The following is a 23,233-nucleotide window of genomic DNA, read 5'->3' on the forward strand; positions in this document are numbered from 1 at the left end:
TTTCGTCTATGGTAAGATGTTTGTAGGTCATTTGTGGCTCACTCCTTGTTTTCTTTGGTCGGAAATACAATTTGAGTGTACCACAAATGACTGTTTTTATTTTTCTAACTTAATTTTACAATTCAGGTAATCTAAAAAAGCCGTTAACTCAGCCTGTAGCAAAGAATTGACAGCAGATTCCAAATGTTTACGAAATAATTCGTCTAAATCGCCTTTATTGAGGAGTGTTTCCATAATTCCTTTAGTAAAATTGGGCATGAGAAAGTCCTCATATAAAATTGTTGTCTGGTAACTTTAATTTTACAGAATGGACTTTCTTTTTTTCTACCCTAAAGTTCTATTTATACAAAATATTTTAGGCTATTAGTTCACTACCAACTCTTACGTTGAATTATTGTTAGAAAAAGACTCACATATTAAGTATAACACTATAAAATTAGAGTAACTTAATAACTCATGTGAACTAATAATTCATAACTAAAAAGGGCTTCATTACTTGAGCTGATAAATATTTTCTAAAAAAATAATATTCCATTATAAAAAGTACTTCTTATAGCTTCAATCATTCAAGAACAATGATACAAGCTTCCATGTTGTTCATTTTACACTGATGCTACCAAGTTTCCACCCTATCTCCTATGCATCTTAAACTCCAAAAATATATCGTTATAAATGCCGATATATTCGACCCCCAAGTCCTCATAGACTTCCAAATGATTGATGACTTCATCTGGCGGATAAAACTGCTCATCTTCAATAATCTCCTCTGGTAAAAGACCCATAGCCTCTTTGTTAGGTGTGGAATAACCGATATACTCCGCATTTTGAGCCGCATTTTCCGGCACTAAAAGAAAGTTGATAAACGCATACGCTCCATCAATATTTCTCGTCGTTTTAGGAATCACAATATTATCAAACCAGACATTGGACCCTTCGCTTGGTATTACATAGTGCAAATGTTCGTTGTTATCCAACATTTCAGAAGCTTCACCGGAAAAGGTCACAGCCACAGAAGCTTCCTCATTGATCATATACATTTTTATTTCATCTGCCACGATTGCTTTGACATTATCAGGGAGTTTTGCCAACTTGCGGGCAGCTTGCGCCAACAATTCATCATCTTTACTATTCAAAGACTCTCCGTCGCTGTTCAGCGCCAAACCGATGACTTCTCTGGCACCATCAAACAACATCACACTGTCACGCAGTTCTTCTTTCCACAGGTCATCCCAATGCTGGATATTCTCTCCATCAACAAATTTATCATTATAAATAATCCCTAATGTCCCCCAAAAATAAGGAATAGAATATTTGTTTTCAGGGTCAAAATCTAAATCCATAAAGCGGGAATCAATATTTTCTATGCCCTTGATTTTCGTGTAATCCAACGGAATCAGCATTTCTTCGGCCATCATTTTTTGAATCATATACTCGCTGGGAATCGTCAAATCATAGGCTGTACCGCCTTGTTGAATTTTTGTAAACATGGCTTCGTTGGAATCAAAGGTTTCATAGCTCACTTTATAACCTGTTTCTTGTTCAAACTTTTTAATCAACTCAGGGTCAATATAATCGCCCCAATTATAAATCGTCAGCGTATTATCACCAGTATGACCTTGGGAGGTTCTCATCTGCCGGCTGGTCACAAATAAAACACAGATGATGGCGATAATACCGACGAACAGAACTTTTAAGTTTCTCATAATGTGTCGATCGCCTCCTGCCGGGATTTATTAAGAGATTTTTGCTTTTTACTCGTATTGCCTTGACTGATGAAATAATAACCAATCACTAAAATCATTGAAAACAAAAACAGCAAAGTGCTTAGGGCATTGATTTCCAAACTGATGCCTTGACGAGCCCGAGAATATATTTCTACTGCCAAGGTAGAAAACCCATTCCCTGTGACGAAAAATGTCACGGCAAAGTCATCTAAAGAATAAGTAAACGCCATAAAGTAACCGGCAATAATCCCCGGTGTAACAAAAGGAATGATAACCTTATAAATGATTTGCCAGTTTGTCGCACCTAAATCCCGAGCCGCATCGATTAAAGAAGGATTCATTTCCTTTAGCCTAGGCAGTACCATCAAGACCACAATCGGAATACTAAAGGCCACATGGGAAAGCAGTACCGACAAAAAATTTAAACTAATACCCAATACCGTGAAGAAAATCAAGAAACTTGCCCCAATAATCACATCTGGCGACACCATCAAAATATTATTCATACTTAACAGCACATTTCTATTTTTTCTGCCCCTTGTATAAAAAATCATCATGGCACCAAATGTACCGATAACCGTTGCCAACAATGCCGACAAAAAGGCTAGTAAAAACGTATCGACGACTATCCCCAATAAACGGGTGTCTTCTGCTAGAGCTTGATAATATTCCAACGTGAAGCCGGTAAAACCGTTCATATTTCCCCCAGCATTGAACGAGTAGAAAATCAGATAAAAAATAGGCAAATACAACAACACAAACACCATAAATAAATATAAGTTAGCTAAGCGGCCTTTTCTTTTATTCATGCCCGATTGCCCCCTTTACGACGCTTTTTTTCTCCTGTCAGCAGCATGATAGCTACCATAGACAAAATCAAAATAACGCCAATCGTCGAACCCATCCCCCAATTTTGCGTGACCATAAAGTGCTGTTCTATCGCTTTTCCCAGAGTAATGACCCGATTACCGCCAATCAAACGTGTCAGCATAAACAAACTTAAAGACGGGATAAAAACAGCTTGCACACCGCTACGGACACCGTTCATAGATAGGGGCAGAATCACCCGCTGAAATGTTTGCCATGTGTTTGCCCCTAAATCGCGGCTGGCACTGATTAGGGAAGGATTCATTTCCTCCAAAGCATTAAAAATCGGGAGTATCATAAAAGGAATCTCAATATAAGCAGCCACAAAAATAAAACTAGTATCTGTAAACAAAATTTGCTGTCGCCCGATGCCTGCAAATTCTAAAAAATTATTAATTGTCCCATTCACACTGAAAATACCGATAAAGGCATACGCTTTTAACAATAAGTTAATCCATGTGGGCAAAATAATCAGCATCAGCCAAAGCTGCTTATGCACTGTCCGGCTTAAAAAATAAGCGGTTGGATAACTGATCAACAACACCGCTGCCGTAATGATTCCTGCATATAACAAAGAATTAAACGTCATTCTCAATGCTGTACTAGAAGTAAAATATTTCCCATAATTTCCGACGGTAAACGCCCCATCTATATCGGTAAAAGATTGATAGACAATCAAAAGGACTGGTGCCACGACAAAAAGCAGCAGCCATAAAATGTAAGGAATGGAATACATTGTTTTCGTTTTCGTCACTTGTTATCCCTCCTGTCCATCATCATAGCTTTCCAAACGTGCATCAAACTCTTCTTCTGTCTCTCCAAAACGCATGACGTGAATATCTTCCGGTTCAAAAAACAGGCCTACTTCTTCTCCTTCTTTTGCCTTGCGGGTAGAATGAATCATCCACTCATTGCCGTCAGCGTCGAAGCAGATGATTTCATAGTGAACCCCTCTAAATAGTTGAGTATCCACAGTTACTTTCAACTTGCCTTTTGCGACAGAAGTAATCTGGATATCTTCCGGACGCAGTACCACTTCCACCGGTTCATTTGTCCGCATGCCGCTGTCGGCACACTCGAATTTTTTACCGACAAATTCTACTAGATTATCCTCCAGCATAATGCCGTCCACAATGTTGCTTTCACCGATAAAATCAGCCACAAAACGATTAATCGGCTCATCATAAATATCCACTGGTGTCCCGCTTTGAATAATTTCTCCTTTGTTCATCACAAAAATTTCATCGCTCATGGCTAAAGCTTCTTCTTGATCATGAGTCACAAAAATAAACGTGATTCCCAACCGTTTTTGCAATTCACGCAATTCATACTGCATGTCTGTCCGCAATTTTAAATCTAGCGCAGATAAAGGTTCATCTAAAAGCAATACTTCCGGCTCATTAGCCAGCGCCCGGGCAATCGCTACCCGTTGTTTTTGCCCCCCGGACATCTCGCTGATTTCACGGCTTTCAAAACCTGAAAGCTGAACCATTTTAAGCACATTCCGAACTTTTTCGGCAATTTGACTTTTAGGCAATTTTTTCAATGATAAGCCAAAGGCAACATTATCAAAAACATTCAAATGGGGAAATAACGCATAATCCTGAAACACCGTATTTACTTTTCTTTGGTTGGCGGGGATATCATTGACCCGCTTTCCTTCCAGACGAATATCGCCGGCATCCGCTTCGATAAAACCGGCAATCAGACGTAAAATCGTTGTCTTCCCGCATCCTGACGGCCCTAACAACGTATAAAATTTCCCTTGTTCGATTTCAAAACTCACATCTTTTAACACAGCCACGTCGTCATACACTTTACGGACTTCATGAAAATGAATAATATTATTTGGCAATGACCCAACCTCTTTTCTATAGATAAGACTCTGTGACTACCAGCAAAAGCCGGCTCGTCCCTTTAAAATTATTTTTTATCTGGTGGCTGTCTGTGGCTTTGTAATAAATTGTTTCTCCCGCCTCAGCGTAGTATCGCCGCAAACCTATTTCCACACAGACTGCCCCTTCCATCACATACCCAAAAGTATCAGACAGGGAAGGACCGAATTCTTTATATTCGCCTTTTTCCTCAAGGGTGAGGAAAATCGGTTCCATGTCATTTTCATTGGAATTGGCGACTAGCCACTCAATTTTGTAATTCTTTTCTTCATCGAGAAAGACCGTACGCTCACTTTCCCGATACACAATTGTTTGTTCCTCTTGTTCTTCATTAAAAAACTCCTGTGGTGTGGAACCTAAAACTTCTAGAATAGAAAAAAAAGTCTCCATGGAGGAAGAACTTAAATTTCTTTCCAGCTGGCTGATATAGCCTTTGGTTAAATCTGTCCGCTCGCCCAGTTCCTCTTGGGTCAGTCCCTTTTGAATCCGCAGATTTTTAATTCGTTGCCCGATATCCATTTGATCCTCTTCCTTCTTGAAGTTAAGTATAGGTAAACTCTAAACCGCAATAGTTTTCTAATACTAAACTATTAGTTTAGAAACAAAATCAGTATACAACTTTAGTGGTCTGATTTCAAGCATTTCATTTAAACTTTAGCCGTTTTTTTGCTACGATTTTTTCAAGACAATTACACAACTGATATTTAAAGGAGATAGCAATGAAAACATTTAAAAGTTTAGTTTATGAGTTGGACGAAACAGGAGAAGTCAGTTCTATTATTAAGACAAACACTTTAGAAAATCTTGATGCTGGTGAGGTGGTTATTCGTGTAGCTTATTCAAGTGTCAACTACAAAGATGCCCTTGCCGCTGTCAACAGCAGATCAGGTGTCATACGTCACTATCCCTTGATTGGCGGTATTGATTTAAGCGGAGAAGTTATTTCTTCAGAGGACAAACGATTTCAGAAAGGCGACCAAGTAGTGGTAACGGGCTATGATCTTGGGGTCAGTCATCATGGCGGATACAGTCAAGTGGCCCGCGTCCCTGCTCAATGGGTAATCAAACTGCCGGACACCTTGACTTTAAAAGAGGCGATGATTTTAGGAACCGCCGGACTCACTGCTGCCCTTTCCATCAACGCCCTATTGCAACACGGACTAGCAGATAATAAACAGGCACCAGTATTAATCACAGGGGCTTCCGGCGGTGTGGGCAGTCTGGCGGTCGGGATGTTGAAAAAGCTGGGATACGAAAATCTGACGGTCCTCACCAGAAAGAAAATAACCTCTAAGGAATATTTTGACCGACTTGGTGTCAACCAAATTTTTTCGCCAGAGGAAATGACTCCTGAACATTTACGTCCCTTGATGACACAATGATTTGATTTTGTTTTAGACACTGTAGGGGGCAGGCAACTGGAATTTATTCTTCCCCAAGTCAGCTATCAGGGCAGTGTCAGCCTATGCGGCAATGCAGGGGGAACAACTTTTTCAGCCTCTGTTTTACCTTTTATCCTAAGAGGTATTAATTTGTTAGGGATAGATTCTGTTCAAATCTCACATGAAGAAAGAGTGAATCTGTGGCAGCAAATGGGCAACGAGCTGAAACCTGAAAACCTAGAGATGTTCATCAAAAATACCGTCTCTCTGACAGAACTTCCCCATATTTTTCCCCATTTAATCGAAGGTAAAATGACCGGACGCTACTTGGTAAAACTATAAGTCTTTAAACAAATCAAAAACACGTCAAAATTTTTGACGTGTTTTGATAACTCTAGACATATATTCCTTGTAATTAAATAATTTACACTAAGTATTACCTTTAAAAAGTTTTGTCAGCTATTGGTACAAAGCTTAATCCACGGTTCTTTGCTGCTTTTTTAACCAGTTCTTAACATAAAATTCATCAACTTGTTTAAGTAAAGTCACATGATTTTCACATTTCTCCAGTATATTATAAGCATACCAACAAACAACCCTAACAATCTTTTCATTATTTACTCCTCCAAAGTAAATAAATCTCCTTTACTCCCAGTGAAAAACTGGGAGTTTTTTCTTGTTTAGGTTTCTGTAACCCGCAAGACTTTATAAGAAATAAATACCTTCGTTAAATCATCAAAACTCGCTTTCCTCCTGCCATAAAAACTTGGCGACCAGCTGATCCACCTCTGCGTTTTCATGAAGGAGTGTATGTTGTCCGCCCAAACCTTTTATCACATGTTCGGCATAAAAACTAACACTGTCTCCAAGCATGTCTTTTAAAATAGCTGCATTTTTTGTAGCTACAATCCCATCACTCTCACTGCCATTGTTTAAGTCACCGTAAACATTCAGCACTCGCAAATCTTTCGGAATCCCTGCTCGTTCCGCCATAAAAAAATCATAGTAGCGGTCAAAGTTCCGTTTGCCGTCTTTTTCCAGTTGATAAACCTGACTTAACAAAGAATCTACCAATTCTCCTTTGAATGGGGAGCCTAACGCAATAAATTTTTCGACTTTAGGAGTCATGTCTTTATATTTTGTGGCTTGGGTCAAGTACCCTAGGACAGCGACCCCGCCCATGGAATGCCCCAGCAAATTTATTTCATCGATGCCCAGTTCTTTATTTAAAAAGGTCATAATTTTCAGCAGCCAGCTGACCTGAAGAACCGGTGTAGCATCATTGTTTTCAAAAAACACTTGAATGATTGGATGGCAACCCTCGTCATTTTTAATCCAGAGACCGTCTATGATCATCTCTCCATCTTTTGTGATCTGAATTTCCAAAGCTTTATAAGCCAGTCCCGCCAAACGCCACCTGCGAATCATCCCCTGCATCGTGCGTTTATCTCCATGGATGCCATGAAGCATCAATGTGGGAGTAAGTCTTTCTCTTTTCAACTCCAGTGCCAGCTGTTTTGCCTGCCGATGATTCTTGACGACCCGATAGACTCCGGCCCCTGCCAAACAAAAACCTGCCGCAAAGAATATTTTTTCCCATTTATTGCCTTTTCCCACGACTTCACACTCCTACCACCCAAATTTTCGAAGATATCTTCAATTTCAATCCTGCGATTTTAATTTCTGCTAAAGTTTATCCTCAGCAATAACCTTTGATAGTTGATCAGCCCTTGCCTGACCCTGTTCTCCAACCCCAACCAGTTCAAGAAGGCGACCTCCCTGATCCTTTTCATAGGTCAAAAGAATTTCTACATAATCTTCAGGCAATTCCTCTGATAGATTGGTTCCCCACTCCATCACCACAACCCCTTCTCGATCAAAATATTCATCTAAACCGATACTTTCACCCTCACCCGATCCCAGCCGATAGACATCCATGTGGAATAAAGGCAGACGGCCTTTGGTATATTCTCTAATAATAGTGTATGTGGGGCTTTTAATCATTTGGGAAATTTCCAAACCTTTAGCTATCCCTTTGGTAAGCGTGGTTTTCCCTGTGCCTAATTCCCCTGTCAACACCAAAACGTCTCCAGAGTTCAGTGTACGGCCGATTTTTTCTCCAGCCTCTAACATCTCTTCCTCAGTTTGAATCCAAAATTTATTCATCTCATCCCTCTTTCAGCCTATCATCGACTAGCAACCCTTTAGCATGAATTTTAAACTTCTTGTCAGCTCTCAGGATTATTGTACCAAATTTATATTCCACCAGACAAAAAAACTGCCAAAAGATGTCACCATCTTTTGACAGTATCATTATTACGACCTACTTGCCAATCAAAAATTGAGCAGCTGTAATGATGGACAATTTGTAAACATCTTCCTCGTTACATCCTCGAGACAAATCAGAGATCGGCTTGTTCAACCCTTGGAGAATCGGACCTACTGCCTCATACCCTCCTAAGCGCTGGGCTATTTTATAACCGATGTTTCCTGATTGGATTTCAGGGAAAACAAAGACTGTCGCTTGTCCAGCTACTTTAGAGTCAGGCGCTTTTTGCTTGCCCACAGATTCTACGAAAGCCGCATCAAACTGTAATTCTCCATCAATAAGATATTGAGGAGCCAGCTCCTGTGCAATTTTTGTTGCTTCGGCGACCTTTGTGACTTCTTCTGAAACCGCAGAACCCTTAGAAGAAAAACTCAGCAGGGCAACTCTTGGCTCAATATCAAACATTTCAGCGGTCTTGGCACTTTCCACTGCAATCTCACCCAACGCTTGAGCATCAGGATTGATATTGATAGCACAATCAGAAAAGATATAACTTTCTTCTCCCCGCATCATCAAAAATGCACCGCTCGTTCTGCTGACACCTGGTTTCGTCTTGATAATTTGCAATGCCGGACGAACAGTGTCTCCTGTTGAGTGAATGGCACCGCTGACCATGCCTTCCGCCTTGTCCATATAAACCAGCATTGTACCAAAATAATTGGCATCTTTTAATATCGTACGTGCTTGGTCCTCTGTTGCTTTTCCTTTGCGTCGTTCAACAAATGCTGCCACCATTTCGTCAAATGCGTCATAACTTTCCGGATCCATCACCGTCAGTGCTGAAGCATCCAAACCCTTTTCTTTAGCAAAAGCCTCAATTTCTGCCTTTACCCCCACCATGATAGGCTCTACCACCGCGTCTCTTTTCAAACGAATGGCCGCCCCCAGCACACGAATGTCAGAACTTTCAGGGAAAACGATTCTTACGCCATTACCTTTTACTTTAGCAGTCAAACCAATTAAAATATCCAATTCCTTACCTCCATTTTTTTCACCTACTAAATCCTATAATACACCTTTTTATTTTGAAAAAACAGGTTTTTACTTAAAAAATAAGAACTATTATAATATTCTATAAAAAAACTATAACAGTTTTAATCAGTTTTCCAGTCTATCGGCTCTTGTCCCCACTTACTGAGCTGCTGATTGATTTTTGAAAAAGGTTTAGAGCCGAAAAAACCTCGATGGGCAGATAAAGGACTGGGATGAGGAGCTTCAAGTATATAATGCCGCTGGATATCGATCATCCTTTTTTTATCTCTGGCCTGCCTGCCCCACAAAACAAAAATAACAGGCTGTTCTCTTTGATTTAATCTTTCAATAGCAGCGTCTGTCAACTGCTCCCAACCTTTCCCCCGGTGAGAATTTGCCTGACCATTTCGCACCGTCAACACGGTGTTCAGCAGTAAAACCCCTTGGTCTGTCCAAGCTTCCAAGTTCCCTTGAGGACTTACAGGAATTCCTAAATCATTTTCCAACTCTTTATAAATATTCCTTAATGAGGGCGGCAGTGCTACATCTGGCATCACCGAAAAGCTCAACCCGTGAGCCTGCCCCGGTCCATGATAAGGGTCTTGCCCTAAAATCACGACTTTGACTTTTTCATAAGGGGTACGTTGAAAAGCTTCAAAAATATTTTCCATTTCCGGATAAATAGTTTGTTCGGCATACTCCTCTTTTAAAAATGCCCTCAAGTGTTGATAGTACTCTTTTTGAAATTCCTCTGCCAACTGCTCCTGCCAACTATTAAAAATAATTGTCTTCATAGGGTCCCATCCTTTTTCTTTCTTGCCTCAGTTGCCGCCTTATTTTGACTAGCTTGGTATCCGATTTTAATCTTATATTTTCAGAATACTAAACATGGGATAAACATGCAAATATTCTTTTTGGTTTCATTTGTATAGTTTTTTCTTAATCAATGGTAAAATGAGAGAGTAAACTGCAAAAGGAGGAACAACAATGATACAATTAATTGCATCCGATATGGATGGCACACTATTAGGCAAAAAAATGGAAGTTTTACAAGAAAATGTCGAAGCTATCCGTTTTGCTGAGGAGCACGGAGTAAAATTCGTGATTGCCACTGGAAGAAACTTGTCCGAAGCACGTCCTCCATTGGAAGATGTTGGGATAACATGTCCGATCATTGCTGTAAATGGGGCACAGGCTTTCGATGAAAACAGAAATGAATTGTTCACCATTGAAATAAACAAAGACAGCGCAAGCGAGATCGTCAAAACACTGGAAGATGATCAAGTCTATTTTGAAATCTGTGCTGACGGTCACGTTTATTCTAACAGCCCGGCCCAAAGGATAGAAAACATGGCGATGAATCTGGCAAATATGATGCCTCACTTGACTTTCAAGATGGCATTGTCCATGGCAACCTCTCAATTAGATGTGCTGCCTATCAAGTATATCGATGATTATCAACGATTATTGGAAGACGATACGGCAAGGATTCTAAAATTTATCGCCTTCTCTCATGAGGAAGCCAAAGTCCTTGCACCTATCCGGAAAAATGTAGAAAAGTTGCCTGATTTGATCGTGACTTCTTCATATCCAAACAATATTGAAATCAATCACCAATACGCCCAAAAAGGAATCGCCGTCAAACGCATCGCTGATAAAATGGGAATTCCAATGGAAAACGTGATGACCATCGGTGATAATTTAAACGATGTCAGTATGCTGGGTGTCGCTGGTGTCAGTTTTGCCATGGGAAATGCCGAGATGGATGTCAAAAATGTGGCAAAATATGTGACTGATGTCCACTCAGAAGCCGGAGTAGGAAAGGCAATCCGTCGTGCCATCGAAGAAAATCTGTAAAACGCATCGAGGTGATTCAGGATGTCGCGTTATTATATTCAAGAAAATCTTTTGACAGCTAGACAGCCCACTGTTGTCCGCAATGAAGAAGGAGAAACAATTTTTCTGATGGTTGGAAAGTGGGGTTCTCGTGGAGATGTCTTATCACTGTACACGTTTGAGGGGGAACTGGTCGCCAATGTCCAGCAAATTTCACGAGGTACCGGTATCGGCTCCCTGTTCCACATCTACTATCATTTCAAAAAAGTCGGCAGTCTCAGACGCGTCTTTTCTTTTCAAAAAGATTTTTATTTTATTCCCCAGTTATCGTGGGTCGTCGTGGGAGATATCCCCAAGCATGAATATAATATTTACTCTCTCCAGAAAAAAATCATGAGCATGGAGAAAACCTATCATGCTAAAGGGAGCTTCTATGAACTAGACGTGCCTCAAGACGAATATGCTCCCATCTGTATTTGCATTGCAGCTGTTTTGGACTACTGGTCAATCGACCGTAAAAAAGAGCATAAATTTTTCAAACAACAGTCGCCGCAAAGAAATTTGGGGTTTTAAAATAGGAGAAGCACCCAATCAAAAAAAGGTTGGACACCCTCCATGAATCAGCCGTGAAAAAATAACCAAGTCATACAGCCACTCTAGCATCATCTGTCATTCACTTTATCCGCAGTGAATGACAGATGATGCTTTGTTTCTATCTGCCAAATTGCCATGCTAAATCGTTCTCCGATGCCCCTTGTGAGACTCAGACAAAAACAAAAAAATGAACCTCTTTAAAAGAAGTTCATCAAAAAAACTGTCGTCAAACCAATAATTAAAGCCAACATACCCATGACTAAAGCGAATAACAATACTATAAGTGTTTTCTCTTTCAGATATTTTTTTTGATCTCTTTGTTCCCGCAATTCATCTAAGTTCGAGTTCCCTTCTGAAAATGCAACGATTTCTTTATAGGTTTTAATATCATGTTGCTTTTTAAATTTTTCAGCTCTGAACGCAAAATACATGCTGATCACCCATAAAAAAACAAGCGGAATAAAGCCCCATTTGCCCCAAATAATAACACTTGGAGCGCCAATGATTAACATCAATACTAAAAAAAGCAGCATCCCTTTCGTATCCTTATACATGTCGTCGTGGTTAATCATCTTTTTCATTTTATCCATATCCCCTTTAACTAATTCATCTAGGGAAATATCAAAAAGAATACTTAGCGCAATTAAATTTTGCAGATCAGGATAGGTTTTATCGTTTTCCCATTTTGAAATCGTTTGACGGGTAACGTATATTTTTTCCGCCAAGGCTTCTTGAGAAAGTTTATTCAATTCCCGATATTTTTTTAATTGTTTGCTGAAGTTCATTTTGTTACCTCCTAGTGATTTCAGAGTACACTGAGATAAAATAATTGTCTGCCTATGGTAAGACACATTGACATTTATCTAGTGTATACATTTGTTTACACTAATGCAAACAGGGAATTTAGCCACGTATTACCACCCACTATGCAAACAAAACTTGCGTGTTAGCCTTTAGAACATTAAATTTCCGTGATGTTCCTTTTTGTTTCTAGCTAATTAAAGTACAATCGACTTATTATTATCTCAAGGACGTGATTCAAGTGGAAATCGGAAAAATAATAAAAGAAAACAGGACAGCTAAAAATATGACTCAAGAACAACTAGCTAAAGAATTATTTGTTAGTCGGCCTTTGATTTCTAAATGGGAGAACGGAAAAAGTTATCCTGATTTAGAGCAGCTGCTAATATTAAGTGATTTTTTTGATTTGACCCTTGATGAACTATTGAAGGGAGATAAGAAAATGACAAAAAAATTAAATACCATTATTAAAAGAAAACACTTATTAACAGGGATGATAATTACTCTGCTAATAATTATTTTCTTTACTTTATACTCAATGTACTCTATTTGGACAAGGAAAAGCATCCAGCTTAAACCTTCGGATATTGAAATAACTTCAATAAAAATCGAAAAAAATCCTAGTATCAATGTGATTAATGTGGCTACCGAAGAAAAAGTAACTTTGCCAGAAGATGTTTCCTATCAAATTAAATACAAAGTAAAAAAATCATTTACAACTATACAGACAGGATACTATTTTGATCAAGACCAAGACAATATCTATGTGGACATAAGAGGCAACCGTACCCTCTTTCCGTCAAACGACGAACATACTTTTATGATTTCATCAGATGCCAAGTTGTACGGAGAAAACGAAAATATAAAGATTGATGAGAATTATGTTCAAAGAATGATAAAAAATAAAGATATAAAAATTTTAGACGTCAACAGCCTTGCCGAATCTATTTCAACATTGGGTCCGAATAGTTCTGGCGGAACAAATATAGATTCCAATATAAAAAGTTGGACTCTCTTAAAACAATCTGATTTAAAAAAATAATTTAACCTGAGGATATGTATAAAGACAAAGATTTACAAAAACGATGGTCTGCCTTTAAAGTTTAACCTTGTCATTCAAGTTTTACTTGTCCGTACTTTTAAGTATCGCAAGAACACAATTATTTTTCTACTTAAGACAGTAATGATATAATATGTTTGAAAGGCTTTGCAATTTTTACCCTTTCAGTGTTTTGGCAAGCATCATTTTGGTCCAAATTTTTGCTCTTTCAGTCAATTGTCATCCGCAAAACCCAAGTGATCAATAAATATTGTGGAAATGTCTCGTTTCTTATAAGTATCTATTATCCCGAAGCAATTGACGCCCTGTGAAAAGGAGGAAGGAACATGCAGCTCATCCATAATTTTTCATCTTTTTTCGTGATTCTCATACCGCTGTTTTGGATCTTGGCTGGGGTCATTTTGTACTTCATCATTAAACTTGCCGTAAGAAACGGCATCAATGAATCTAATCTTTTTAAAAATGAACAGCAGAAACGCGAAGAAAAAAGAGATGACTAGTCGTCTCTTTTTTATTTCTTTCAAAAGATCAGCTCCTCTTTTTTTATTCCCTAGCTCCAATATCACCTAAAAATTGAGAATTCAGTCTTTTTGATTTATAATGAATCAAGTTTATATATACTTAAAAGAACAGCAGTTGATATAGTGTCTCGCAACTCAAAAACATCTATTGCCAATTATTTTTATTTGCCCTCAGAGGTCTAACCGCAAACAGCTTTCGCTAATTCCTCTGTCAGACACGACCGACTGCCATCGGAGGCATACACTGTGAAATCATTTTTAAAAATCATCGGCGGTCTCTTGACTGCTTTTGGCCTTTTTATCATTTACAATTTACCCCGCACCTTGATCATTATGGAGCAAGAATTATTAGCTAATATCAGCATCGGGGTCATCCTTTTTGCGTTCATCAGTTTTTATCTGTTCAAAACACAAAATAAACGACTTAAAAAAATCTTTCGCTGGAAAAATTTTGCCATGATTATTGCCGGATATGTCAGCATTTTTATCTGTAATTATGTTTTACAATTTTTCATGGAACAGACGACAACAGACAATAATCAGACGATTTATGCATTAGCCGAACAAATTTCCCCACTGACATTATTTTTACTGTTATGCGTTTTGGCTCCTATCGGCGAGGAAATCATTTTTCGTTATTGTATCATTAACAGTTTTGGAGACGTCTCAAATCCTAACCAAAAAGGCGGACAATTTATCGGCTTGCTTGCCAGTGCCGCCCTCTTTAGTTTGCCCCATGTCCCAGAGTCTTTCGTTGTTTTTCTGACGTACGCTGCCATGGGATTTATTATCGGTCTAGTTTACCTCAAGTCCCAGCGGTTGGAAGTGGCTATCATGCTGCATTTTGTCAATAACTTATTGCCATTTCTTGTTATTATATACGCTCCAGAGTTGCTATAAAATAGTAAGCAAGCATAATATAGTTGTTTTCTGAAATTTTGTGTTACCATTAATTTATACAAAGACTACGAGCAAGGATGTGTTTAATATGGAAAAGAAAACAATTGGTATTTTAGTAGGTAGCTTGAGAAAAGAATCTTATAACAAGAAGATTGCCCATTCATTGGCAAATCTTTTCCCTGAAAACTTTACTACAGAATTCATCGACATCGACAACTTAGAATGGTACAACCAGGACCTGGACGATGAAAACCGCCCAACAGAAAATTGGACCGCTTTTCGTAACAAATTAAAAAACATTGATGCATTTATTTTTGTCACACCAGAATATAATCGTTCTGTCCCAGCTGCTTTAAAAAATGCGTTAGATGTTGGTTCACGCCCTTATGGTTCAAGTGTTTGGGATGGCAAGCCTGCCTTTGTGGTCAGCTCATCCACAGGTGCTATCAGCGGATTTGGTGCCAATCATCATTTACGTCAGTCACTGGTCTTTTTGAATATGCCGACAATGCAGCAGCCGGAAGCATACATTGCCTATTCAAATAAATTATACGACGAAAATGGTGTGTTAGTTAATCAAGGCACACAAGATTTCTTCCAGCTGCTGGTCAACAGTTTTGTCGACTGGATGGGAAAATTTTGATTTCCAAAAAAACCACGAGAATTAAGCAAACTAGGAACTAGCTTCCCGGTTTTCTCTTATATAGTTATCCAAAACAGGCGAGTCCCAATTTAATAAGGGACTCGCCTGTTTTTCTGGTCATATATTTTAGAGTCTGAAAGAAGAAATTCACTGGCACCGATTTTGTTATAAAAAATCACAAACTGCGAATTTCCCATTTAGAATATTGTCACCACTACCTTCCAGAAATAAATATCCATGTGTCTTATCATCATTATGTCCAAAACTCTTTAAATTTTTTCATTTATCAAAATAAGTTAGACAAAACCTCTGTCTTTATCTACATGACTTATAATACTTCCAACGGCGTGTCATATTTTAATGGTTTCCTACTGTGAGGTAGGAAACGACGATTTCTTCAACCAATTCACAGTCTTTCAAGCCAGTGAACTGGGCAATTACCTTTGAAAGTTCATTAGTATTTAATAATTGATTCATTTTAACACTTTCCGAATCTGACTCATCGTAATATTTTAAGAGATACACAGTGACCTCTAACAGATGCTCGTATGGCAGATGATAGGATTTCAACTCCCGAATAGGCTTAATAAAACGTTCATCGTAGCCAATCTTTCTGATGGGTGTTCGAGCAACCCGGGCAATGCTGTCTGAAATATACGGATTTTTAAACCGTTCAATTACTTTTGAAGTATATTTAGCATGTGCTTCTTGATCAAATCCCCACTTTTCTAGCAGTAAAGCACTCGTTTCTTTTAAAACATTTTCTAATTGCCTCAATACTTTGGGATGCTTCATTGCTTCAATGATAGTGTGGCAACCATAATACGCACCTGTATAGGCAACCGTGGCATGTCCTGTGTTGACGGAAAAAAGTTTACGTTCGATGTAAGGCTGAAGACTTGAGACATACTCAACCCCCTCAAGCTTTATACTCGTCTGTTTACAAGCGGTCTGATCAATCAGCCACTCACGAAACGGCTCTACTGTTACAGATAATGGGTCATCATTGCTCTGCGCCGGAACGATGCGGTCAACTGCGGCATTAGGAAAGCCAATATACTTATTAAAGTATGCCATATCAGACTTCCCAAGCCATTTTTTTACTTCATTTCCTAAAAAGGAACTGCCTTTAATCATATTTTCACACGCAACAATATCAAGAGGCTGCTGATTCTTAGCTGTTTTTCGTTGCTGGATGCCCCGGGCAATCAATTCTGCAATGAGAGGGAGGACACTGGGACCGATTGCTGTCGTGATTATATCCGCTCCAGCAATCGACTGAATGACAGCCTCAGGATTCTCTCGACTGTTGATACCAGTAACGTTTTCAATGTGAATTCTCTCTTCAGCGTTACCAGATTTTTTTATCATGTATTCTTGCTTTTCAGTCAGGGCTTTGATTATTTCATCATTGATGTCGATAAAATCAATTGTAAAACCATTCAGAAAAAGGATTTCTCCAATGAAACCACGGCCAATGTTACCTGCTCCAAAGTGAGTTGCTTTCATGCCTCCTGATTCTCCTCTAAATATTTTATTATTTCTTCTTCTGTTTTTGCTTCGACTAATTTAACAACGTTTTCCACATCTGAACAAAATAAGGCGATTTTTTGCAGTATATTTAAATGCTCATTTCCGATTCCGGCAATGCCAAAAACAATCATCACTGTTTTTTCTTCATCTGCCGTACCAAAATCAACCCCATCGGGAACTTGGAGAATTGAGATGCCATTTTTTTTCACATACTTTTTAGCGTTCTCAGTACTGTGTGGAATGGCAATAAAATTGCCCATATAAGTAGAAACCAACTTTTCTCTTTCCAACATTGCTTCAACATACTCACTGGTCACACATCCAGCTTCGACAAGGAGTTCCCCGCTGGCTCGTATTGCTGTTTCTTTGTTCTCATAGTTTTGATTTAATAGAATCATGTCCGTTTCTAATTTCATTTTGTTCCCTCCTAATCGAGCTCCTTTAATTCATTTATGAAAAGGGTGCTAAGCAACTGATAGATGTCATTTTGATTGCCATTTCTGTAAGTTTCAGTGCTTAAATCGTTTTCGATCACCGAACTACTGATTTTGCCAAGAATGGTCTGTTCATTTAATGTCATCGGATCAGGAGCCAACATCAGTAACAAACGATTCAATTGAATCGCCTGCTGATCCATGCCCGTAATGATAAAAGAGGTGTCTAAATGAAAAATACTGAAAAAAGGCTCTTTAACCCATGGGTTAGCACTATGAAAAAGTGCAAAATTTGTTCCAGGCACCCCAAGAGGAGCAATTTTATAACGTTGAATCACGGCCTCAGTCACATTTTGAACATCCCTAACAACCAGATCTTCTAACTCATTGACGATGTTATAAAGTGTTTGCTCCAAACTCTCTTCTGCCTCAACGTTTGCCAGACGAAAATTTTCTAAAATATTGTTTGCAATGCGCATTCTCTCATAAATAACAGTAAAGTCAGCGTCTGCACTCTTTTCAATCTTAGCTGTATGAGGAACTGCTTTTTCTTGGAGCATTTCTTTTAACTCCTGGATTTCCCCATCGAGTAACAAGGGAGAAATTATTTTATAAGGCAAGTTGAAATCGGGCAAAAAAATGGTCGATAAAATAATATCGAATTCTTTAAAATTCAAATGCTTCATTTCTGATAGTTTGGCAACTTTTATCTTGTCAATAACGGGAATGTTTTTTAAAAGCCGGTTCTTTAGAATTTTTCCAGTTCCAATACCATTGGAACAAAGTACTAAAACCGATAACGCCGGTGGATCGGAATGCTTTTCTAAAGAAGTAGCAAAATGAATCACGATATAAGCAAGTTCGTCTTGGGAAAACTTTATTTTACTGAACACTTTTTTCAGACTGTTCTTAACCGCAACATACAACTCATGATACTCATCAATAATAGTTTTAAGAAATAAGTTATTATCAAGAAAAATAAAGGTACTGTTACGCTGTAAAGCCGCTGACAGATGCGCCAATAAGTCATAAAAGAGCGTCGTATCTTGTCTAAAGTCGATTCGCGATTCTAGAGAGACTAAACGGACAAACTCTCTGACATGATAAGACAGTTCTACATTGAAATTTTTCAGAAAAATATTTTGTGGGAGTTTATAATTGATGCCTGATAATTGATTTGCCAAAAAATGATACTCACTTTTTGAGATTGTTACATTTTTTTCAACCTGAACGAAATCCAATATACGCCTTGAGATTCCTTGAACTTCCAGTGTCACATCAAACATCTCATCGGCAGGAGTATCAATGATCTGTCCCTGAACCATTCGATCGATCGATACAGCTAAAATTGTGATGACTTGTTGCAACTGGCTATCGGTTACATTAGAAAAGACTTTACCCGAGTACATTAAGATAATATTTTTCGCTAAAATTAAAGAAGAGCTATCAATGACATTTAAAAGATAGTGATCAAGATGATCCTCCTGACGGTCGGCTTCTAACTGATGAAGATAGTCAAAAAAGTGAAATTCAGTAACCTCCTTATAAATGAGGCTTGTCAAAATTTGTCGTCGTTTGTCTTCCTCGCCGATAACCCTTAAGTAATTCTCTGAATTTTTTTCCAGGCACAACTGATATTCAAGTAAAATATTTTTAATAGTGTCAAGATCGTTAGCGACAGTTGTTTGGCTGACTTCAAACAATTCAGCAATGTCGTCAATTGAAAGACCTTTCTTACCAACAAGTAGACGAGCCGTTAAAGCACTCTGCCTTTGAATATTGTCGAGAAACGATGGTGATTCTTCTAAAATACTTTTTTTTAGTTCTTTAAAGTCCTGTTCTTTCCCAACTAAACGATACCCTCGCCCCCGAGGTTTAATAATCTTGATATCTAGCGGTTGAATAGTTTTTTCTAAACTGACAATTTCACGGTAGATGGTTCTTTTGCTGACATTCAATAGTTGTTGTAACTCCCGGACACTGATTCCGGCATGATAGTCAATCATATAGTTGATTATTTTTTTCTCTCGTGATGAGAAATACAAAACTGCTCACCCCTTATAAAAAAGCAGAGAAACAAGTACTTGCATATGATGCTTTATATTTACTGATCAGCGGCTGCTTTAATTTTTTCGGCAATTTCATTGTATTTGGGACTTGTCAGAAAATTATCAACAGATTCATGGAGTGCATTAGGCGCTTTTTTCTTTGCTCTCATCGTTAATTCTTCCTGCGTAATAATTAACGTATCTTCCTCATCTTCCAAACTATTAATTGCTGCATTTGTTACCGGTATCGCCACTCCCTTCTCTTTCAATATTTTTCTTAAAATCGATGCCCCCATGGCACTGGAACCCATGCCAGCATCACAAGCAAAAATAATTTTAATCACCGTAGCATAGCGGTTTGACACCGTATCAACAGCCCTGTCTAACGCATCTGTCTTGCTTTTTGCTTTACTTGCCTTAATTGCAGCTTGCGAAGTTTCGAATGCTCCTTCCATTTCAATCGATTTATCAGACTTTAAAATCACCATAGAGACTAGAAATGAAACAGCTGCTCCAACAATTACCCCTGCTAAAACACCCAAATATCCCCCCCGAGGTGTCATTGCAAGAATTGCTATGATGGACCCAGGAGATGCTGCCGATTGCAGACCTGCACGAAACAATTGAAAAGTAAATGTCCCAGAAACTCCTCCCAAAATAACTGATAAGAATAATGCCGGCTTCATCATGACGTAAGGGAAGTATATTTCGTGAATCCCCCCTAAAAAATGGATAATAATTGCCCCCGGTGCTGACGCTTTAGCAGACCCTTTTCCAAAAAATGTAAAAGCTAACAGAACGCCAAGACCAGGTCCTGGATTAGCTTCAAGCAAGAATAAGATCGATTTTCCTGCCTCTATCACCTGTTCAGCACCTAACGGCGTTAAAATCCCATGGTTAATTGCATTATTTAAGAAAAGAATTTTTGCTGGTTCGATTAAGATGTTTGCCAAAGGAAGCAAGCCTGCATTAACGGTTGCCGCAACCCCTTGAGCCATAAGTTCAGTCAAAGTTCCAACGATAGGTCCAATCCCCAGAAAAGCCAGAATCGCTAACGCAAAACCAAGCAGCCCTGACGAAAAATTATTGACAAGCATTTCAAAGCCTGAAGGAACTTTCTCTTTAAAAATATCGTCAAATTTCTTGATGACAAAACCACCAAGTGGTCCCATAATCATTGCACCAATGAACATCGGTACATCTGAACCAACAATCACCCCCATGGTAGCAATCGCCCCGACTACAGCTCCTCTTTGACCAAAAACTTTTTGACCACCAGTATATCCAATCAATAATGGTAAAAGGTAGGTCAACATTGGGCCGACAATTGATGCAAGAGATTCATTTGGCATCCAGCCAGTCGGTATGAAAAGTGCTGTCAATACCCCCCACGCGATAAATGCGCCTATATTCGGCATGACCATGCCACTCAAATAACTACCTAACTGCTGAACTTTCGCCTTGAACCCTTTGTTCTCATTCATATTGAAATCCCCTCTCTATAATGTTGAATAATTACAATAATGACAGCCGATAATCATATTGTAAACGCATACAACTTGTTATTCAATGAATACAGTTCACATGTTTGGCAACATTTATCGTGACAAACCTTTGTTTTATTATAACGAACGTTTTGTTTTTTTAAAAAACGACGAGTATCAATAATCAAGACTTCACTTTAACCAAGAATCTCTCTTGGTGAATCAAAAATTAAGTCGACAAAAAACAATTGTACGGCACTCAACTTTTCCAATTCACTGTAAAAAAACAATAAATAAACATAAATTTCATATAAGACTCTTACATTTGCTAAACATTCAGTCGATTAATAAATTTCTAATGTAAGCATTTTGTCAGATACAACTAACTAAGTAATCATATGTGACGTGTCTTAATTATCTGACCTGACAAAATCACTCAAGGAGTGACGATGTTTAGATAATTGCGATATACTCCTGATATTTTGAACTTCTAGCTCATTCAAAACTTCTAGTACGAGCTGAAAGTTTACTCTTCAGATGATCCCCCTCTTTTTTCGGCCTTAGCCTCAAATCCAACCCAACAACATCTTTTTTTTATATTTGCTGGCTGATTCAAAAAGGAAGTGTTATGGTGGCTTTATTTTTTAGTGACTTTAGCTGGTTGAAGACCATGCTGTGCGAAACAAAAAAACCGCTTAAGGCCCTTGGATAAACCTGCTTAAGCGATAGAAAACTCCTTTCGATAAACTAGATGGAATTATAAATTTTATTTTGTATTTGCCCCAAATTTTAGAAGGAAAGTGATTTATGGTAAGTTAAGAAATTTATGTGAAATGAAAGATATCGTGATAGGAAAACGCATGTATGGATAAGATATATTCACAGGTTGGAAGGAATAACGTCCAAATAATCTGTTTTGAATTTATAAATTTTTTAAAAGAAGAAGCACTTCACTATTACACAATCAGCATAGAAATCTAAAAATGTTACAGCAGTAACAAATCCATTTAGTTTAAATAACAATTTACTAATGTTATAAATTTGAATCTAAAAACGACTCAAAAGTATATTCGAAAACAGAGAGTTGTAGACAAGTTTCGAAACAATGTTAATAGAGGAGGATATTTCTAGATCCATTAGAAAAATAAGACACAAGGAAAGAACTGGGTGCTTGTCTATCGAATTTTTTTAAAGGAAGGATGATTGGGAGTCATAAAAAGAAAACAAATGTGTGACGGCAGAACATTTCATAGTTTTAAGAAGTTGAAAAGTGGATTGAAAATTAGACTTATTACTACAATCACAAATAAATCAAAGTTAAATTAGGTGGGATTAATCTTGTAGATTGCCGAGTAAAAATGACAGCATTAAATAAATTAAACATCTTTTTATTCCTTCCGTTAAATTTAAAAAGCTTAGAGTTGTTGACGCAGATAATCCGTATAGTATAAATAGACTAAATCAACAGCGATTCTCAAGTTAATCCCTTCAATCAGAGAGGTTTCATATTGATGTAATGCTAAGGAACTGACGGGTAAAATCATTTCATTTTGCTGATTCATTCCTCGTTCTTGATTAGCTGTAATCCAAATTATTCGACAGTTTTTATTTTTAAAATTTCGATATAAACGCTTGATATGTTTTGTTGTCCCTGAAAAAGTGACAAATACGATTAAATCATTTGCTGTTATCAATTCAATTGCATTTAATTGTGATTTTACTGATGAGAATGAAAAACACAGTTGGTTAATACGTGTAAATTTTTCACATGCATCTTTTGCGACATTATTAGAAAAAGAACTTCCAAAAAAGTAAATATTTTCAGAAGAACCCAACCATTGAATGACTTTATTTAAAATATTGGGTGTTAAAAGTTCTCTTGTTTCTTTAATTGATGGGTACAAAACAGAGAAGTAATCATTATAATTCATAACTTGTGCAGTTAATTCTCCCTGTACTTCTCTTTTTAAATAGGAATTGTATTCCATCAATTCTAGTTTTAACTCTTTAAAGTTAGAATTGTTTATTCGGCGACAAAAACGACTAATTGATGACTGAGACGTATTACAAGCCAAGCTTAGTTCGCTGATTGACATTTTAGGAATAAAGTCGTGGTTTTTTAAAATATAGTGAGCAATATAGCTGTCAATTGATCCTGACTTATTCAAATTTTCAACGCATGTTTTTAAATTAGAATAAACAGCAAACAT

The 23,233-nt window shown here is 37.9% G+C and carries 23 protein-coding genes and 1 pseudogene; 8 read left to right on the forward strand and 16 right to left on the reverse strand.

The window, feature by feature from the left end:
- Positions 1-126: 126 nt before the first annotated feature.
- The 6 genes and pseudogenes from CBF29_RS11755 to CBF29_RS11780 all read right to left on the reverse strand — a co-directional run.
- Positions 127-258, reverse strand: a pseudogene (locus CBF29_RS11755) (IS256 family transposase); the annotation flags it as partial.
- A gap of 371 nt (positions 259-629) precedes the next feature.
- Positions 630-1,703 (reverse strand): ABC transporter substrate-binding protein, encoded by a 1,074-nt coding sequence (locus CBF29_RS11760; RefSeq protein ID WP_126809921.1) that lies wholly within the window; start codon positions 1,701-1,703, stop codon positions 630-632.
- Positions 1,700-2,533 (reverse strand): ABC transporter permease, encoded by an 834-nt coding sequence (locus CBF29_RS11765; RefSeq protein WP_126809922.1) that lies wholly within the window; start codon positions 2,531-2,533, stop codon positions 1,700-1,702. Before CBF29_RS11765 ends, CBF29_RS11760 begins: the two co-directional genes overlap by 4 nt.
- Positions 2,530-3,327 (reverse strand): ABC transporter permease, encoded by a 798-nt coding sequence (locus CBF29_RS11770; protein WP_126809950.1) that lies wholly within the window; start codon positions 3,325-3,327, stop codon positions 2,530-2,532. The genes CBF29_RS11765 and CBF29_RS11770 overlap by 4 nt, the downstream gene beginning before the upstream one ends.
- 21 nt (positions 3,328-3,348) lie before the next feature.
- Positions 3,349-4,446 carry an ABC transporter ATP-binding protein gene (locus CBF29_RS11775; protein WP_126809923.1) on the reverse strand — a complete coding sequence of 366 codons (1,098 nt, stop codon included), beginning with the start codon at positions 4,444-4,446 and terminating at the stop codon, positions 3,349-3,351.
- Positions 4,447-4,462: 16 nt separating this feature from the next.
- Positions 4,463-5,005, reverse strand: a complete 543-nt coding sequence (locus CBF29_RS11780) for a helix-turn-helix domain-containing protein (protein ID WP_126809924.1) — start codon at positions 5,003-5,005, stop codon at positions 4,463-4,465.
- 200 nt (positions 5,006-5,205) lie between these two features.
- On the opposite strand from CBF29_RS11780, the gene CBF29_RS11785 reads away from it, so the two are divergent.
- Both CBF29_RS11785 and CBF29_RS13885 read left to right on the forward strand, forming a co-directional pair.
- Positions 5,206-5,868, forward strand: a complete 663-nt coding sequence (locus CBF29_RS11785; RefSeq protein ID WP_211334295.1) for an alcohol dehydrogenase catalytic domain-containing protein — start codon at positions 5,206-5,208, stop codon at positions 5,866-5,868.
- Between the two features lie 150 nt (positions 5,869-6,018).
- Complete coding sequence (locus CBF29_RS13885) at positions 6,019-6,210, forward strand: hypothetical protein (protein WP_211334296.1); 192 nt, start codon at positions 6,019-6,021, stop codon at positions 6,208-6,210.
- 393 nt (positions 6,211-6,603) lie between these two features.
- Here the strand turns inward: CBF29_RS13885 and CBF29_RS11790 are convergent, their stop codons facing one another.
- The 4 genes from CBF29_RS11790 to CBF29_RS11805 all read right to left on the reverse strand — a co-directional run bounded on the left by CBF29_RS11790 (position 6,604) and on the right by CBF29_RS11805 (position 9,963).
- Positions 6,604-7,485, reverse strand: coding sequence for an alpha/beta hydrolase (locus CBF29_RS11790; RefSeq protein WP_126809925.1), 882 nt, complete (start codon positions 7,483-7,485; stop codon positions 6,604-6,606).
- Positions 7,486-7,554: 69 nt separating this feature from the next.
- The gene (gene tsaE / locus CBF29_RS11795) at positions 7,555-8,034 is read right to left on the reverse strand and encodes a tRNA (adenosine(37)-N6)-threonylcarbamoyltransferase complex ATPase subunit type 1 TsaE (RefSeq protein WP_170170069.1); all 480 of its coding nucleotides are present in this window, start codon (positions 8,032-8,034) and stop codon (positions 7,555-7,557) included.
- Positions 8,035-8,191: 157 nt separating this feature from the next.
- Positions 8,192-9,169 carry a phosphate acetyltransferase gene (gene pta, locus CBF29_RS11800; protein WP_126809926.1) on the reverse strand — a complete coding sequence of 326 codons (978 nt, stop codon included), beginning with the start codon at positions 9,167-9,169 and terminating at the stop codon, positions 8,192-8,194.
- A 122-nt stretch (positions 9,170-9,291) separates the two neighbouring features.
- Entirely contained in the window at positions 9,292-9,963 is a 672-nt protein-coding gene (locus tag CBF29_RS11805; RefSeq protein ID WP_126809927.1) for a uracil-DNA glycosylase, read from the reverse strand.
- A gap of 193 nt (positions 9,964-10,156) precedes the next feature.
- Here CBF29_RS11805 and CBF29_RS11810 point away from each other — a divergent pair, with 193 nt between their 5' ends.
- Both CBF29_RS11810 and CBF29_RS11815 read left to right on the forward strand, forming a co-directional pair.
- Positions 10,157-11,026 (forward strand): Cof-type HAD-IIB family hydrolase, encoded by an 870-nt coding sequence (locus CBF29_RS11810; RefSeq protein WP_126809928.1) that lies wholly within the window; start codon positions 10,157-10,159, stop codon positions 11,024-11,026.
- A gap of 21 nt (positions 11,027-11,047) precedes the next feature.
- Positions 11,048-11,578, forward strand: a complete 531-nt coding sequence (locus tag CBF29_RS11815; RefSeq protein ID WP_211334297.1) for an LURP-one-related/scramblase family protein — start codon at positions 11,048-11,050, stop codon at positions 11,576-11,578.
- A 218-nt stretch (positions 11,579-11,796) separates the two neighbouring features.
- Here CBF29_RS11815 and CBF29_RS11820 read toward each other — a convergent pair whose 3' ends face one another.
- Entirely contained in the window at positions 11,797-12,384 is a 588-nt protein-coding gene (locus tag CBF29_RS11820; RefSeq protein WP_126809929.1) for a helix-turn-helix domain-containing protein, read from the reverse strand.
- Between the two features lie 257 nt (positions 12,385-12,641).
- Between CBF29_RS11820 and CBF29_RS11825 the strand changes: the two genes are divergently transcribed.
- The 4 genes from CBF29_RS11825 to CBF29_RS11835 all read left to right on the forward strand — a co-directional run bounded on the left by CBF29_RS11825 (position 12,642) and on the right by CBF29_RS11835 (position 15,524).
- Positions 12,642-13,442 (forward strand): helix-turn-helix domain-containing protein, encoded by an 801-nt coding sequence (locus tag CBF29_RS11825; RefSeq protein ID WP_126809930.1) that lies wholly within the window; start codon positions 12,642-12,644, stop codon positions 13,440-13,442.
- Positions 13,443-13,786: 344 nt separating this feature from the next.
- Complete coding sequence (locus tag CBF29_RS13805) at positions 13,787-13,960, forward strand: hypothetical protein (RefSeq protein ID WP_170170070.1); 174 nt, start codon at positions 13,787-13,789, stop codon at positions 13,958-13,960.
- A 267-nt stretch (positions 13,961-14,227) separates the two neighbouring features.
- Positions 14,228-14,881: a CPBP family intramembrane glutamic endopeptidase gene (locus tag CBF29_RS11830; protein ID WP_126809931.1), complete on the forward strand. Its 654-nt coding sequence runs from the start codon at positions 14,228-14,230 to the stop codon at positions 14,879-14,881.
- An 88-nt stretch (positions 14,882-14,969) separates the two neighbouring features.
- Positions 14,970-15,524: an NADPH-dependent FMN reductase gene (locus CBF29_RS11835; protein WP_126809932.1), complete on the forward strand. Its 555-nt coding sequence runs from the start codon at positions 14,970-14,972 to the stop codon at positions 15,522-15,524.
- Between the two features lie 357 nt (positions 15,525-15,881).
- Here CBF29_RS11835 and CBF29_RS11840 read toward each other — a convergent pair whose 3' ends face one another.
- The 5 genes from CBF29_RS11840 to CBF29_RS11860 form a co-directional block, all read right to left on the reverse strand.
- Positions 15,882-17,033 (reverse strand): mannitol-1-phosphate 5-dehydrogenase, encoded by a 1,152-nt coding sequence (locus CBF29_RS11840; RefSeq protein ID WP_126809933.1) that lies wholly within the window; start codon positions 17,031-17,033, stop codon positions 15,882-15,884.
- Complete coding sequence (locus CBF29_RS11845; protein WP_126809934.1) at positions 17,030-17,473, reverse strand: PTS mannitol transporter subunit IIA; 444 nt, start codon at positions 17,471-17,473, stop codon at positions 17,030-17,032. Before CBF29_RS11845 ends, CBF29_RS11840 begins: the two co-directional genes overlap by 4 nt.
- Positions 17,474-17,484: 11 nt before the next feature.
- Positions 17,485-19,536, reverse strand: a complete 2,052-nt coding sequence (locus tag CBF29_RS11850; RefSeq protein WP_126809935.1) for a BglG family transcription antiterminator — start codon at positions 19,534-19,536, stop codon at positions 17,485-17,487.
- A gap of 59 nt (positions 19,537-19,595) precedes the next feature.
- Entirely contained in the window at positions 19,596-21,023 is a 1,428-nt protein-coding gene (locus tag CBF29_RS11855; RefSeq protein ID WP_126809936.1) for a PTS mannitol transporter subunit IIBC, read from the reverse strand.
- Positions 21,024-22,438: 1,415 nt separating this feature from the next.
- The gene (locus CBF29_RS11860) at positions 22,439-23,233 is read right to left on the reverse strand and encodes a MurR/RpiR family transcriptional regulator (RefSeq protein ID WP_126809937.1); all 795 of its coding nucleotides are present in this window, start codon (positions 23,231-23,233) and stop codon (positions 22,439-22,441) included.

This window comes from Vagococcus elongatus (genome assembly GCF_003987645.1).
GTDB classification, from domain to species: Bacteria; Bacillota; Bacilli; order Lactobacillales; family Vagococcaceae; genus Vagococcus_A; species Vagococcus_A elongatus.